The sequence below is a fragment of the Chelatococcus asaccharovorans genome (genome assembly GCF_003201475.1).
In the GTDB taxonomy this organism is placed as follows: Bacteria; Pseudomonadota; Alphaproteobacteria; order Rhizobiales; family Beijerinckiaceae; genus Chelatococcus; species Chelatococcus asaccharovorans.
Genome location: NZ_QJJK01000012.1, coordinates 14,829 through 29,601 on the forward strand (window position 1 = coordinate 14,829; position 14,773 = coordinate 29,601).

The 14,773-nt window shown below is 65.7% G+C and carries 11 protein-coding genes; 4 read left to right on the top strand and 7 right to left on the bottom strand.

The window, feature by feature from the left end; all coding sequences use genetic code 11:
• Positions 1-11: 11 nt before the first annotated feature.
• Positions 12-1,094, bottom strand: a complete 1,083-nt coding sequence (locus tag C7450_RS25195; RefSeq protein WP_110377241.1) for a hypothetical protein — start codon at positions 1,092-1,094, stop codon at positions 12-14.
• Positions 1,095-1,401: 307 nt separating this feature from the next.
• On the opposite strand from C7450_RS25195, the gene C7450_RS25200 reads away from it, so the two are divergent.
• The 3 genes from C7450_RS25200 to C7450_RS25210 all read left to right on the top strand — a co-directional run bounded on the left by C7450_RS25200 (position 1,402) and on the right by C7450_RS25210 (position 4,898).
• Positions 1,402-2,571 (top strand): Gfo/Idh/MocA family protein, encoded by a 1,170-nt coding sequence (locus tag C7450_RS25200; protein WP_110377242.1) that lies wholly within the window; start codon positions 1,402-1,404, stop codon positions 2,569-2,571.
• Positions 2,572-2,576: 5 nt separating this feature from the next.
• Positions 2,577-3,761 carry a dihydrodipicolinate synthase family protein gene (locus C7450_RS25205; RefSeq protein WP_110377457.1) on the top strand — a complete coding sequence of 395 codons (1,185 nt, stop codon included), beginning with the start codon at positions 2,577-2,579 and terminating at the stop codon, positions 3,759-3,761.
• A gap of 312 nt (positions 3,762-4,073) precedes the next feature.
• Positions 4,074-4,898, top strand: a complete 825-nt coding sequence (locus C7450_RS25210) for a sugar phosphate isomerase/epimerase family protein (RefSeq protein WP_110377458.1) — start codon at positions 4,074-4,076, stop codon at positions 4,896-4,898.
• 8 nt (positions 4,899-4,906) lie between these two features.
• On the opposite strand, the gene C7450_RS25215 is transcribed toward C7450_RS25210, so the two are convergent.
• From C7450_RS25215 to C7450_RS25240, 6 genes are all read right to left on the bottom strand, one after another.
• Complete coding sequence (locus tag C7450_RS25215; protein ID WP_110377243.1) at positions 4,907-6,886, bottom strand: hydantoinase B/oxoprolinase family protein; 1,980 nt, start codon at positions 6,884-6,886, stop codon at positions 4,907-4,909.
• Positions 6,887-6,891: 5 nt separating this feature from the next.
• Positions 6,892-8,937 (bottom strand): hydantoinase/oxoprolinase family protein, encoded by a 2,046-nt coding sequence (locus C7450_RS25220; RefSeq protein WP_110377244.1) that lies wholly within the window; start codon positions 8,935-8,937, stop codon positions 6,892-6,894.
• 62 nt (positions 8,938-8,999) lie between these two features.
• Positions 9,000-9,854 carry an ABC transporter permease gene (locus C7450_RS25225; RefSeq protein WP_110377245.1) on the bottom strand — a complete coding sequence of 285 codons (855 nt, stop codon included), beginning with the start codon at positions 9,852-9,854 and terminating at the stop codon, positions 9,000-9,002.
• Positions 9,851-10,771, bottom strand: a complete 921-nt coding sequence (locus C7450_RS25230; RefSeq protein ID WP_110377246.1) for an ABC transporter permease — start codon at positions 10,769-10,771, stop codon at positions 9,851-9,853. Before C7450_RS25230 ends, C7450_RS25225 begins: the two co-directional genes overlap by 4 nt.
• Positions 10,772-10,781: 10 nt before the next feature.
• On the bottom strand, positions 10,782-12,317 hold the full coding sequence (locus tag C7450_RS25235; protein ID WP_110377247.1) for an ABC transporter substrate-binding protein: 1,536 nt from the start codon (positions 12,315-12,317) through the stop codon (positions 10,782-10,784).
• Between the two features lie 376 nt (positions 12,318-12,693).
• On the bottom strand, positions 12,694-13,638 hold the full coding sequence (locus C7450_RS25240) for a TrmB family transcriptional regulator (RefSeq protein ID WP_110377248.1): 945 nt from the start codon (positions 13,636-13,638) through the stop codon (positions 12,694-12,696).
• A 164-nt stretch (positions 13,639-13,802) separates the two neighbouring features.
• On the opposite strand from C7450_RS25240, the gene C7450_RS25245 reads away from it, so the two are divergent.
• Positions 13,803-14,768 carry a cucumopine synthase-related protein gene (locus C7450_RS25245; protein ID WP_110377249.1) on the top strand — a complete coding sequence of 322 codons (966 nt, stop codon included), beginning with the start codon at positions 13,803-13,805 and terminating at the stop codon, positions 14,766-14,768.
• The last annotated feature ends 5 nt before the right edge of the window (positions 14,769-14,773 follow it).

A 14,773-nucleotide genomic window follows, 5' to 3' on the forward strand; every position in this document is an offset into this window, starting at 1 on the left:
AAACTCGATGATCAGCGGGTGATCGGTGCCATGGCCTTCGGAACATTCGTCTCCGATACGGCGGGCTCGCCGGCGGTCAAGGTGGGCTTCGGCGTAGCTGCCTCGACCACAGCGGCCCGGAACCGGCTGAGGCTTACATCCGGCGCGCTGGTATTGTGGCGCGAAGGCAGAACCCGGCCGAGCCAGAACTCGGGGGTCGAGGCCTTCGTGAAGCCCATCACAGGCGCCTCTCCCCAGCCCTTGCCGTCCTCATGGACCCAGGCGACCCGCGCTGCATCGGCGTTGGTCTCGGTGACATACATGGAACGCAGCGCGGCGAAGGGATGGTCGGCCGGCACGGCGCCTTGGAAATTGATCGACAGAGCCAGTCTGTCCCGATCCAGCGCTGCGATGGCAAGCGAGCCGGAGCCGCCCCGCGCGAAGTCCAAACGAAAATCGCCAGTGGCGGGATCAAAAGACAGGGCCTTCAGGGCAACGATTGGCCTGCCCTCCGTCTCCACCGGCCCGACGAGGAAGGACGTGCCATAGGCGCTGTTGCCGAGATGCCTGGGGCTCAAAGGCCGACCACGCCAATAGCCGTCCTGGGGGTAGACGACCAGCACCTCTTCGGACGGGCCGTCCTTCTCCTTCGCCCAGAGTTGGAGCAGATGGATCCCCTCCTCCCGCTTGTCGCCGATCAATACAGGCACCGTGCTCGGCCGCCAGAGAGACGGGTAGGAGTAGGCGACCAGCTTGTAGCGCGCGTTGTCGACGAGCATTTCCTCGCGCGGCTTGCCGAGATGAACCGGGTCCGCCGTCATGTCGCACTGCGCCCAATCCGGAGCCTGCCGATCGGCCGCGAGCATGCCGATATAGGCCGGATGCAGCACCTCGATTTGGAAACTGCTCAGCACCGGACCATTCGCGGCCGCCTGGAACGGCAGATACACATTGTCCTTCTCAGCGCAGCGGACCGGCTCACTCAGGTTGCGGACCTCCACCGCGATATCACGCGGATCGGCGAGCGCCGCATGCGGGAGATTGACGGTCCCGAAAGCAGCGAGAACAGGGCATGCGAAGGCAACGAACCGGAACAACGAACAGCGATCGGGCATGGGGCCCTTCCGGGGTGATGTTGAAGGGTGGACGATTGGACGGCGAAGACAATCAGGATTCAGCGAGCCGCAGGAGATGGCCCACTGTCAATCAGGCCCCGCAACCGAAAGGATTGTTGATGGCGGAGTTATGACGATTTCGACATTTCGTCACGTTTCTGCAACGCTCGGCAACTACGGGACCCGCGGTGCCGCGATCTCCCCTCCAAGCGTGAGCTCTTGACGCCATCGCCCGGCCATGCTGTATTTGTAACTATACGGTTACTTACAAATCGCCGCTCCTCCGGCGATGTAAAGGGGAAACACCATGGCGGTACAACGTCTCGGCCTCATCATGCACGGCATCACCGGCCGCATGGGCTACAACCAGCATCTCGTGCGCTCGATCTGCGCCATTCGCGATCAGGGCGGTGTTGCACTGCCGAACGGCGACCGGGTCATGCCCGACCCGATCCTGGTGGGACGCAATGGCGAGAAAATCGCCGAGATCGCCAGGAAGCACGGCATTGCCCGCACCTCGACCGATATCGACGGCGCACTCGCCAATCCCGAGGACACCGTCTTCTTTGATGCCGGCTCCACCGTCATGCGCGCCGGCTTGCTGACCCGCGCGATCGAGGCCGGCAAGCATGTCTATTCGGAAAAGCCGATCGCCGAGACGATCGGGGAGGCGCTGGCCGTCGCCGAGCTCGCCCGCAAGCGCGGCGTCAAGAACGGCGTGGTGCAGGACAAGCTCTATCTGCCGGGCCTGCGCAAGATCAAGATGCTCAACGAAGCCGGCTTCTTCGGCCGCATTCTCTCGGTCCGCGGCGAGTTCGGCTACTGGGTGTTCGAGGGCGACTGGGGGCAGCCGGCGCAGCGGCCGAGCTGGAACTATCGCAAGGGCGACGGCGGCGGCATCATCCTCGATATGCTCTGCCACTGGCGCTATGTCCTCGACAACCTGTTCGGTGAGGTCAAAGCCGTCTCCTGCCTCGGCGCCACCCACATCCCGACGCGCATCGGCGAGGACGGCAAGCCCTATACCGCCGATGCGGACGACGCGGCTTACGCCACCTTCGAGCTGGAAGGCGGCATCATCGCCCAGATCAACTCCTCCTGGGCCGTGCGCGTGAAGCGCGACGATCTCGTGACCTTCCAGGTCGACGGCACCCACGGCTCGGCAGTCGCCGGCCTCACCCGCTGCTTCACGCAGCACCGGGTGAACACGCCGCGGCCGGTGTGGAACCCGGATCAGCCGCAGACCATGAAATTCGCGGATCAATGGGACGAAGTGCCCGACAACCAGGTCTACGACAACGGCTTCAAGGCCCAGTGGGAGGATTTCATCCGCCATGTGGTGGCCGACACGCCGTGGAAATTCGATCTCATGCAGGGCGTGAAGGGCGTGCAGCTCGCGGAGCTCGGCCTGAAGAGCTGGGCGGAACGTCGCTGGCTCGACGTGCCGCCGGTCGAGACGCTGGCACAAGTGCGGTGATGGCCATGACCCATCTCACACTTCCCCGCCCTGGCGGCGTCCTCGAGACCTATACGGTCCGCAACGCCCCGCTGCCCGCGCCAGCCGCCGGCGCGGCGCCCCAGTTCAACCGCATCGCCTATGCCGCCGTCCACGTGGTCGCCGATCCGTTCGCCGACAACGATCCGTGGCTCGACATCGCGATCGACTGGGACAAGACGATCGCCTTCCGCCACTACCTGTGGGACCTCGGCTTCGGCGTCGCCGAGGCCATGGATACCGCCCAGCGCGGCATGGGCCTGGACTGGGCCAACGCCCGGACACTCATCCGGCATGCGCTGGAAGCGGCCCGTAGCCGCCCCGGCGCGCTGATCGCCGTCGGGGCCGGGACGGACCAGCTTGCCCCCTCCCCCGAGGTCACCATCGACGACGTGATCCGCGCCTATGAGGAGCAGATCGAGACCATCGAGGCGATGGGCGGGCGCATCATCCTGATGGCGAGCCGGGCGCTCGCCAAGGCGGCGAAGGGTCCGGACGACTATGCCCGCGTCTACGGACGCATCCTCGCCCAGGTCAAGGAGCCGGTCATTCTGCATTGGCTCGGCGAGATGTTCGACCCGGCGCTGGAAGGCTACTGGGGTTCGGGCGATCATGACGCGGCGATGGCGACCTGCCTCGATGTCATCGCAAGCCATGCCGACAAGGTCGACGGCATCAAGATCTCCCTCCTGTCCAAGGACAAGGAGATCCGCATGCGCCGGCTCATGGCCGCCGGCAACACCACCTCCGGCGTGCGCATGTATACGGGCGACGACTTCAACTATGCCGAATTGATCGCCGGCGACGCGCAAGGCTATTCCCACGCGCTGCTCGGCATCTTCGATGCGATCGCGCCGGCGGCCTCCGCGGGGCTCGCGCGGCTCGGCGCCGGTGACGCGGCGGGCTTCCACGATATTCTGGCGCCGACGGTTCCGTTGTCGCGCCATATCTTCAAGGCGCCGACGCGGTTCTACAAGACGGGCGTCGTTTTCCTCGCCTATCTCAATGGCCTGCAGGACCATTTCACGATGCTCGGCGGGCAGCAGAGCGCCCGCTCGATCGTGCATCTGGCCGAGCTCTTCCGGCTGGCTGACGCCGCCCGCTGCCTGAAGGACCCGGAGCTGGCAGCCGCGCGCATGCGCAAGGTGCTCGCTGTGGCGGGCGTGGAATAGGGCCTTTTAAAGCGGTCATCAAATCTGTGCGTGTGAACAAGATTCTCCGCCGACTGGATGGCGCACGACCACTTCCGCTTGTCATCCCCGAAGCCGCCACAGGCGGCTGTCGGGGATCCATGAACACCGGCGGTATTTATCTGGATCGACAGTGTTCATGGATCCTCTTCCCGGCGCTACGCGCCGCCGAGGATGACACCCAAGACATCGCCCTATGCGCATCATGTCATCCTCCGCGGCGCGTAGCATCAGCGCCGGCGAGGCGCGGAGATGCAACGACAGGCGGCGTGAGCCGCGATGAAGGAGAGAAGCGTGCCCGTAGAAGGTCTGTCCATCAATCTCGCGACCGTGCGCCAGCAGTGGGACATGCGCCAGGCGGTCGATGCCTGCCTCGCGCAGGGGATCACGGCGATTGCCCCGTGGCGCGACCAGGTTGCGAAGATCGGGCTTGACGAGGCGGCGCGTCTCGTCGCGAACAACGATCTCAAGGTTACCGGCCTCTGCCGCGGCGGCATGTTCCCGGCGGCGGATCCGGCCGGTCGGGCGGCGGCGATCGACGACAACAAAAGGGCGATCGACGAAGCCTGCACGCTGCGCGCCGATTGCCTGGTGCTGGTCGTGGGCGGCTTGCCGGAGACGTCGCGCGATATCGTCCACGCCCGCGAGATGGTCGCCGACGGCATCGCCGCCATCCTGCCGCATGCCCGCGCCGCCGGCATGCCGCTCGCCATCGAGCCCCTGCATCCGATGTACGCTGCCGACCGGGCCTGCGTGAACACGCTCGCCCAGGCGCTCGACATCTGCGAGCTCCTCGGCGACGGCGTCGGCGTCGCCATCGACGTCTACCATGTGTGGTGGGATCCCGATCTCGCCCGGCAGATCGCGCGCGCCGGGGCCATGGGCCGCATCCTCGCGCATCACATCTGCGACTGGCTGGTGCCGACGCGCGACCTTCTGCTCGACCGCGGCATGATGGGCGACGGCGTCATCGACTTGAAGGGCATCCGCGCCATGATCGAGGCGGCCGGCTTCCACGGCCACCAGGAGGTGGAGATCTTCTCCGCCGAGAACTGGTGGAAGCGCCCGGGCGAGGAGGTCCTCGCCACCTGCGTCGAGCGCTTCCGCACGGTGTGCTGAATCCGGCCTCAAGCCGCCTTTGGCGCAATCCCCGCGACGATGGCCTCGGCGTCCGCGATGGCAGCGAGCACGTCCGCTTGCGAGACGGGCTTGCCCGCCACCGTCAGGACCTCGCGCACATGCTCGATGATGAGATGGCGATAGGACTTCGGCCGCCGCAGCACCTCGCCCGCGAGGAAGATGCGGATCGCCGGCGTCCAGATCTCGTTATAGCGTTCGCGCTCCGGACCGAAGGCGAACTGCGGCACCGCGCCGTGGGGCCGTGAGGCGCGCTCCGCCTCGGTGGCCGCTACGTCGACGGCCTCGGCCGTGGCGATGACACCATAGCGGGCCTTGGCCTCGGCCACGCTGAGGAGTTCGGCCTGGACATCGCGGCGCACGAGGTCCGGATCGCGCGCGAAGGGGTCGCCGAACCCGCCGCCCGACGGCGTGACGATCCGCACCGCATCGCCGCGCTTCATCTGCAGCACCCGGATCTTGCCGATCGATTCCTCGGGCTTGCCGGCCGGCTTGAAGATGACTTCGCCGAGCTTGCCGAAATGCCCGCCACGGAAGCCCCACGGGCGGAAGTTGAAGCGGTTCATGCCGCGTACGGTCATGCTCGCCTCAAGCCCGGTGTTCTCGATCTCCATCACCAGCGCCGCGCCGCTACGCCACTCGCCGGCCGACTGAGTGTCGGGCATGAGATGGCAGGCGCGCATATGCATGACTGTCTCGACCTCGATGACCTCGGTCGGGATGCTCTTGAGCGCCCCGGAGCGGCCGTCAACACCGTCGATGCCGTCAAGACCCGTGCGTCCGCCGCCGCCGCCGATGATCGGGTTGAGCACGCTGACGCGTGGCCGGCCGGTGGAGGGATCGCGGGCATTGACGACGATGATGCCGACCATGCCGGCGCCGGCGGCCATCAGACCGTCCGGCAGGGCCTGGTTGAGACAGCCGAGCACGGTGTCGAACACGCGCGTGCCCGCCGCCACCCGCGAGCCCATGGCCGCCGGGAATTCGGCGTTGATGACCGTGCCGCGCGGCGCCTTCATGGTGATGGGCTTGAGCAACCCCGCGTTCTTCGGCGCGCTCGGCTCCAGGCTCATGATGTAATAGGTCAGGGCTTGCGTCACATAGGGATGTGTGCGCTCGCCGATGATGAAGTTGTAGGCGGCCGCCACCTGCGGATCGGTGCCGGTGAAATCGAGTTCGATCTCCTCGCCCTTGACGCGCATGGTCGTGATGACATGGGCGTGCTGATTTTCTTCAAGCCCTTCGAGATAGTCCGAAAAGGTGTATTCGCCGTCGGGAATGCGCGCGATGACGGACCGGGCCTTCAGCTCGGCGAAGTCGATGACCTCCTTCATGCCGGTGCGCACGGTCTCAACGTCGTAGCGGTCGCAGAGCTGGTTGAGGCGCCGGTCCATGCTCTTCAGCGCCGACAGCATCGCCTGGAAGTCGCCCCACATTTCTTCGGGAATGCGGCTGTTGTCGAGGAAGATGTTCTTGGCGTCCGGATTGAGCTCGCCGCGGCGGAACAGCTTGATCGGCCGCACCCTAAGCCCTTCCTGGAAGGACTCGGTGAAAGCCGGCGAGATGCTGCCCGGCACCGCGCCGCCGATGTCGGAAGCGTGGACGAAGGACCAGCCGAAGGCGATGAGTTCGCCGTCGCGGAAAACGGGATAGATCATGGTCACATCCATCATGTGCGTGACCAGGCCGTCCGTGAAGAACGGGTCGTTGGTGATGTAGCAGTCGCCCGGCTCGAAATTCTCGCGGCCGATGCGGTCCAGCGTTTCCTGCAGGGGCAGGCCGATGAACACGGTGACGCCGGACTGGCTCGGATAGGCGAAGATGTCGCCATCGGGCGTCGCCAGCGCGCATTGATAGTCCTGCACGAGCTTGACGAAGGTGGTATGCGCGGTGCGGTGCAGAACGGCCGAGGCTTCCTCGACGATCGCCGTGAAGCGATTGTTCATGATGGCGGTGCGGACGGGATCCATGGCGGTTACTCGCGGGACAGGATGAGATCGCCGAAGTCGTTGACGACGGCGGTGAAATCGGGCGGCACGAGGATTGTCGTGTCGTCCTGCTCGATCATGGCAGGCCCAGGAATGCGCGAACCGGCGGCGAGGCGCGCGCGGTCGAACACCGGTGCCTCGCGCCAGCTGTCGCCGATACGGATCGGCCGGCTGCCCGCCTGTTCGACGGGGATATCGCGCAGCTTCGCCGCGTCGGCGCCGGGCGCCGGCAGCGCGCCGGAGATGCGCACGCGCAGCTGCAGATATTCGACCTCGGCGCCGGGGTCGGAGTGGCTGTAGAGCCGGTCATGCTCGGCGTGGAAGGCCTTCGCGAGGCGTCCCAGATCGCCCGCGGCGAGCACATCCTCGGGAACATTGACCTGCAACTGGAAGGACTGGCCGCGATAGCGCATGTCCACGAAACGCGCGATCGCCACCTTGACGAGGAGCTCCGGCGCGATCTGCCCCGCCAGCCACGCGCGGGCGCGGGTCTCGATATCGGCGAATTCCGCCTTCAGGACCCCGGCATCGATCGTCTGGCCCTGGACAGTCGCCACCGTGTCATGGACGAGCTGGGTGACGAGACCGCCCGAGGCGCAGAACACCGACGGCGTCGGCGGAATGAGCACCTGGCCGATGCCCATCTCGCGGGCGAGCAGCGGGCCGTGCAGCGAGCCGGCACCGCCATAGACGACGAGCGTCACGTCCTCCGGGTCCACGCCATGGCGGGCGAGATAGGGTAGCACGCGCGCCACCATGTTGGAGGTCGCGACCGTAAGCGCCGCTTCAGCGGCCGCCCCCACGTCGAGCCCCGCCGCATCGCAGACAGGCTGCATCGCCCGTTCCGCGGCGGCGCGGTCGAGGCGCATGCGGCCGCCCAGGAAGTTCTCGGGATTGAGATAACCGCAGAGGAGATAGGCGTCGGACACCGCCGGCTCCGTCCCGCCATGCCCGAAGCAGGCTGGCCCCGGCCTCGCGCCGGCGCTGCGCGGACCGACGCGCAGGACGCGCCCGTCGAGCGAGATGATGGAACCGCCGCCGGCGCCGATCGCCTCGATTTCCGTGACCGGCATACTGAGCGGGAAGTCGCCGACCTCCGCGCTCGACGAGACGGTGGCGGTCGCATTGCGGATCAGCGAGACGTCCGTCGAGGTGCCGCCCATGTCGAAGGTCAGGAACTGCCCGCCGCCGAGCCGTTCCGCCACCGCGAGCGCGGCGGTGACACCCGAGGCCGGGCCCGAGAGAAGGGTCTGCACCGGGAACTGACGGGCCTCGGCCGCCGCCATCGCCCCGCCGTTCGAGCGGGTGATGAACAGGCTCGCCTTTGGCAGGGTCTTGGCCAGGAACGCCTCGATATCGGCGATATAGCTGTTCATCTTCGGCTTTACGAAAGCGTTGAGCACGGCCACGACCGCCCGCTCGTATTCGCCGATCTGCGGCCAGATCTCGCTGGAGAGCGACACATCAACATCGCCGAGCTCTTCGCCGAGTTCTTCGCGGATCGCCTCGCGCGCCGCCTGTTCATGGTCGGGGTTGCGATAGCTGTGGTAGAAGGCGATCGCGAAGCCTGTCGCGCCCCGCTCCTGCGCGGTGCGGGCCGCCCGGCGCACGCCATCGAGATCGACCGGTTTGCGCACCGAGCCGTCGGCCATCAGCCGCTCCTCGATCTCGAAAACGAGATGGCGCGGCACCAGCGCCGGGACGCGCTGGTTGAAGATGTCGGTCGGCTGTTTCAGGCGCAGGCGCTGGAGGTTGAGCACATCGCGGAATCCGGCCGTGGTCAGAAGCGCGATCGGCGGTGCAGAGCGTTCGATAACGGTATTGGTGCTGACGGTGGTACCGTGGACGATCATGATGTCCTCGTCCGCCCCGGCGCCGACACGTCCGAGCATTTCCGTCAGGCCTGCCTTGAAGCCCTCGGCGTAGTTCGGCGGGGTCGACGGCACCTTGAAGGACACCGTCTCGCCGCCGGCAGAACGCCAGGCGACGAAATCGGTGAAGGTGCCACCAATATCGATGCCGATGCGAAGCATTTCACAATTCCTGTTCAACGACGCGATGGGCCCAATCACGGGCCAAAATCCATGGGCCGAAATCATCGCAACTTGGGATCGAGCCGGTCGCGCAACCAGTCTCCGGACAGATTGACGGCGAGCGCGGTGATGAAGAGCGCGAGACCGGGATAGACGGACACCTCGGGATAGGTGCCCATGTAATTGCGGCCCTCGGCGAGCATCCGCCCCCAGCTCGGCCATGGCGGCTGCACGCCGAGCCCGAGGAAGCTCATGCCGGCCTCGAGGATGATGACGCGCGCCAGCTCCAGCGTCGCGATGACGAGGACCGGCGTCAGCACGTTGGGCAGGATATGGACGAAGATGATGCGCAGGTTGCCGACGCCGATCGCATAGGCCGACTGGACGAATTCGCGCTCCCGCACCGCCAGCACCTGGCCGCGCACCACGCGGGCGTAGCGGACCCAGCTTGTCAGCGCGAGCACGATGATGAGGTTCTGCAGGCTCGGCCCGAGCGCCGCCACGACCAGGAGGGCCAGCAGCATCAACGGGATCGAGAGCTGCACATCGACCAGCCGCATCAGCACGCGGTCGACCCAGCCCTTATAGAAGCCGGCGAACAAGCCGACGATAACCCCGATCACGCCGCCCAGCCCGACGGCGAGCGCGCCGATCGCGAGGCTGACCCGGCCGCCGTAGACGATCCGGCTGAAAAGATCCCGCCCGAGATGGTCACCGCCGAGCGGATAGCGCGTCAGATCGAGAAAGTTGAACGACGGCGGTACGAAGCGGCCACGCAGATTGTTGCGGACGGGATCCGGCAGGCCGAACAACGGGGCGAGCACGACGATGAGGATCACCGCCGCCAGCAGCACGAGGCCGATCCAGCCGCTATGGCCGCCGGCGAACGTGCGGACTTTGCGGAGCGCTGCGATCATCGCGTCACCCGGATGCGCGGATCGAGAAGCGGATAGATCAGGTCGATCAGCAAATTCGTGAAGACGAAGATCACCGCGATCAGGAAAACGCCCGCCTGGATGACCGGGAAATCCTTGTTTTCGATGGCTTGCAGCAGAAGCCGGCCGACACCGGGCCAAGAGAACACGGTCTCGGTTACGGCCGAGCCGCCGAGAAGTTCCGCGGTGAGGATCGCGACCATGGTGACGACGGGAATGAGCGCATTGCGGCCGGCATGGCGGGTGTAGATCGTGCCCGGCGGAAGCCCTTTGGCGCGCGCCGTACGGACATAATCCTCCGACAGCGCGTCGAGCATGCTGGAGCGGAACAGCCGCGAGACAGTGGCAGCGACGAAAATCGAGAGCGTCAGGACGGGCAGGACGAGAGAGGCGAGGCTGTCCCAACCGCCGGTCGGCAGCCAGCCGAGGTTCACGCCGAAATACAGAATGAGCATGATGCCGAGCCAGAACACCGGTGTCGCCTGCCCGAGCAGCGCGACCGTCATGGCCAGGAATTCGAGGAACGAACCGCGTTTGACGGCGGCGACGAAGCCCGCGAGCGAACCGATGATCACGCCGAGCACGATCGACGTGCTGGCGAGGATTGCGGTCGCCGGCAGACGCTCCAGCACGAGGTCCATCGCCGGGCGGAAAAACTGGTAGGACAGGCCGAAGTCGCCCTGCACCGCGCGGATGAGAAAATCCAGATACTGGATGACCATGGGGCGCTCCAGGCCGAGTTCGGCCCGGAGCGCCGCCACCTGGGCTTCCGGCGTCCCGAGGGGGAGGAGAAGGACGGCGGGGTCGCCCAGCATGCGGGTGACGACAAAGACGATCGTCACGATGCCCCACACCGCAACGAGCGCTTCACCGAGACGCTCAATGATGTAGCGGGACATCGTGCGGGCCTTACTTCTTCACCACGTCGGTCGCGCGCACCCAGTCGCCCCCCCGCGCCTTCCAGGTGATCTTTTTCGACGTGCCATAGGTGAAGGGCTGCGCGAACAGGAAGATCACCGGCGCTTCCTCGCACATGCGCGCGGTTGCAGTCTTGTAGGCCTCCAGACGCTTGGCGGGATCGGTCGTGCCGCGGCCGGCCTTGAGGGCTTCGTCGAAGGGCTTGTCGTCGAAATAGGCGGTCGGGTTTGCGGCGGCGTAGAGGCTCAGCATGCCGTCGGCATCGAGCGTCGGCCAGGCCTGGCCCAGCAGCGCCATCTGGCCCATGTCGCGGCCCGCATAGGTCTTGACCCAGGCGCCGAAGTCCATCTCCTTGATGGTCGCTTCCACGCCCACGTCCTGCAGCTGGCCGGCGACGATCTGTCCGATCTCGCTCGCCATGAAATAGCGGTTGAGCGGGACTTCGAGATCGATCTTCAACGGGGTCGTGACGCCCGCCTCCTTCAAGAGTTGCTTGGCCTTGGCAGGATCATAGGGATAGGGCTTGAGATCCTTGTTGAAGCCGAAATAGGCCGGCGTCATGATCTGGCACTGGCTGACGGTGCCAAGCCCGCCCAGCAGCGCCTCGACCATGCCTTCCTTGTCGACCGCGTAGTTGAGAGCCTGGCGCAGCTTGGTGTTGCCGGCGAGCGGCGCCTTCAAGGTGTTCATGCGCACGACCATCGAGCGGCTGCTCGGCACCCAGCCGGCGTCCGCGCGTCCGCTCTTCTTGATGCGCTCGACATCCTCCAGCGGCAGGTCAAAGGCAAGGTCGAGCTCGCCCGCAAGGATGCCGGCGACCCGCGCCGAGGCCTCGGGAACAACCCGCATGGAGACTTCGTCGAACGTCGGCTTCTCAAGAACCGCCTTGTCGTTCGGCGCGAGAATCAGCCGGTCGCCGGCGACGAACTGCTTCAGCGTGTAAGGGCCGGTGCCATAGGCCTCGGTCGCCGGATTATGCGTCTTCATCCATTCCGGCGAGAGGAAGAAGATCATCGACAGCTGGTCCGGCAGCGTGGGGTATGGACCCTTCGTCTTGATGCGAACCTGGGTCGGGCTCACGACCTCGACCTCGGAGACCGGATCGAACCAGGCGCGGTTGCGCGACTTCGTCTCGGGATTGCGGATGCGGTCGATGTTCCATTTCACCGCTTCGGCATCCAGCGGTTCACCGCCCGGGAAGGTGACGCCCGGCTTCAGATTGAAGAGCCATGCGGCATCGCCTTCCGGCTGCCAGCTCTCGGCAAGAACGCCATAAAGCTTGCCGTCCGGGCCGCGCGCCACGAGCGGGGAATAAAGATGCGCCGCAACGCTGACGTCCGTACCGACGACCTGTGCCTGGGTGGGGTCCAGGGTATTCACAGTCGAGGACAGCGCGATGGTCAGCGTCTCCGCCGAAGCGCTGGAGGCGAGAGCCCCGGCGAGCGACGCACCCAGCCAGGCCGCGACAGTCAGGGATCGCCAGGATCCCGGCGCGGCGCCGGCCAATTTCGAAATCGTTGTCACCATGATCACCTCCCGAAAGGACGATCTGCCCGCTACGCCCGGGCCAGCGAATGTTCCCTTGGCCTCATTAGTAGTCAGAGACTGAATATTCTTTCAAGAGAAAAATGGGCGTCGGCGCGCGGCAAATGCACGCGATCGCTTCTTAGTGTTGGATGGGACGTTGGTGTGATGGCGCCGCTTCGTGGATCCCTTCCCGTCGCGACGCGACACCAGGGATGACACAGAGCTGTGGCCGCCCCTCACCTCTCCCTGGCGGGGAGAGGGAGAAGCGCGGGTGGTCCTTCCACATCCGTGGAACGACGAAAGCGCGCGGCTTGCGCACTGCAACCGCCTTCATGGGCATAACCGGAACGGATGCGCGCCTGTGAACGTCGATCCTTTAGCCAGCCTTGGCTTTCCGTTTGCGCGGCTCTGGCTTCGGCACGCGTTTGGCGGGGGAGAAATCCTCCCGATCCGGCTCGAAGGCGGGTTCGTAGGGCAACCGGCTGCGCACGAAGGAGCGAATTTCCTCGCCCAGCGGAATCATGCCGAAGGACTGGCGCAGCTTGTAGAGCGCCGGACCGAAGGCTTCTTCCACCTCCTCCTCGAAGCGCATCATGATCTCGGCGAGATAGAGCTCGTGCCGCAGAAATACGCCTGCGAGATAGACGAAGGAACGGTTCTCCGAAAACGCGCCTTCCTGCCTGTCCTGCGAATGGATGAGAGCGCTGCTGAAGTCAGCGCAGATCGTGAAGAAGTCGGGGCCGAGACTTGCGCCGTTGCCCTCGTGCGGCCAAAGCCTCACATGCGGCAGGTCCGGCAGATCCGGCCTTTCGCCGTAATACACGAACAGACATTCGACCTTGCGGTCGATGGCCTTGCAGAGCTCCTCCCAGACGGCCGCCGGCAGGATCGACGGGCCGCGCAGCACGAGCTGACGCGTCGAGCCGGCGATGAGGGCGATCAGCCGGCGTTCGATGGCGTTCCAGCCATCGAGCATCTCCACATAATCGGCGTTGGCGGGCGGGCTCAAGGTCGACAGGCGACTGACCAGTGCGTCACAACGCTTCTGGGTCTCGCTCGCCAAAGTTCCGAAGAACTGGTCCGGTGGAACAGCGATGTAACGGGCCGGACGCGCGGAGATCTGGACAGTCGCGGCCCGCTTCATGAGGCCGCGTATGACATTGTAGGTATTGGGCACCGGCAGACCCGCCTGACGCGCAAGCTCATAGGCCGTGGCCGGGCCTATGGCCACAAGAGCCACATAGACCTTCGCCTCGTGATCGGAGAAGCCCACCGCGATCAGATCGCGCTGTACGTCCTGCAGGCCGCGCTCCAACGCCATGTCCCGTCCTCGCCAAGTCGTTTGATCGCCCGTCGTCCTTGCCTGCCCTATCACGGCTCGCACATCGGCACCAAGGTCGGCAGATATTATTCAATTGTTGACTATCATAAATGCCGCGACTACGAAACAACGCGTGGCGAGCAGGGAAATGGAGCGATCGGGCCATGAGCGCGAGCGATGTGCAGGCCGTTGTGGCGATGATCGATGCCGAGACGGCCGCGATCCTGAACCAGGAGCCAGAGGAGGCGAGAAAGCTGCGTGAAGGCCGGCTCGATGACAAGGCAGGCGCCTATGGGCAGTATTTCGGCACCTGGGACATCGCCGCCGGAATGCTCCGCGACTGTTCCATGTATGCGCTCTATCCCTTGTTGCGGCTGGCGCGGCAGCAGCGAAGCGACCTGAATATTGCCGCGATGGCGGACGAGATGCTGCCGCCCTACACGAACTACCTGGGCTATAGCGGCTTTCCCACCTTGGAGCGGCTGGGCGATGCGCTGCGCCCGGTTCTGAGGGAAGCAACGCCCGAAGAAGCCGATGCGCTACTCTCAGCTTATCTGCGTTATGCCAACCGGCTCTACTGCTGGGTCTATCACTACTTTCCCTGGAATCTCGGGGAAAACTTTCGTTATCCCGATGATGCGGGTTCCCGCGCGGCCGATGCTGACGCGGCACGCGCGGCGGCCGCGATCGTCGATGGTTTCAGCCCGAGCGATACCTTCATCACCCTGAGCTGGCAGCCGCTCGGCGTCAGCGTCCGGGCCTGGCTCGCCGTCAACCAGAACCCCGAGCTCTGCCGCGACCTCCTCGAGGCCCTGCCCTTCACGGTGCTGCAGGAGCATCCGATGGTCACGGGCGAATCGATGTTCGCCTGGACGCCCCTGACGACGACCGCGCCGGTGCATGTCACCGAGGAAATCCGCTTCGCGCCGCTTGGCCGCCTCCGCTTTTCGCAGCGCACGGGCCAAAAGCTCGTGGTGCAATATGGCGCGACCAAGGAGACGATCCGCGCCCCGCTTCTCGGCGGCGTGGTGGCAGAGGACAAGGCGAAGCTGCCGGCCGTCGGCCGCGCGGTGTGGGATGCGACCTATGCCTCGAAAGAGCTGATCTGGCTCACCGTCGCGCGCGCCTGACCCTT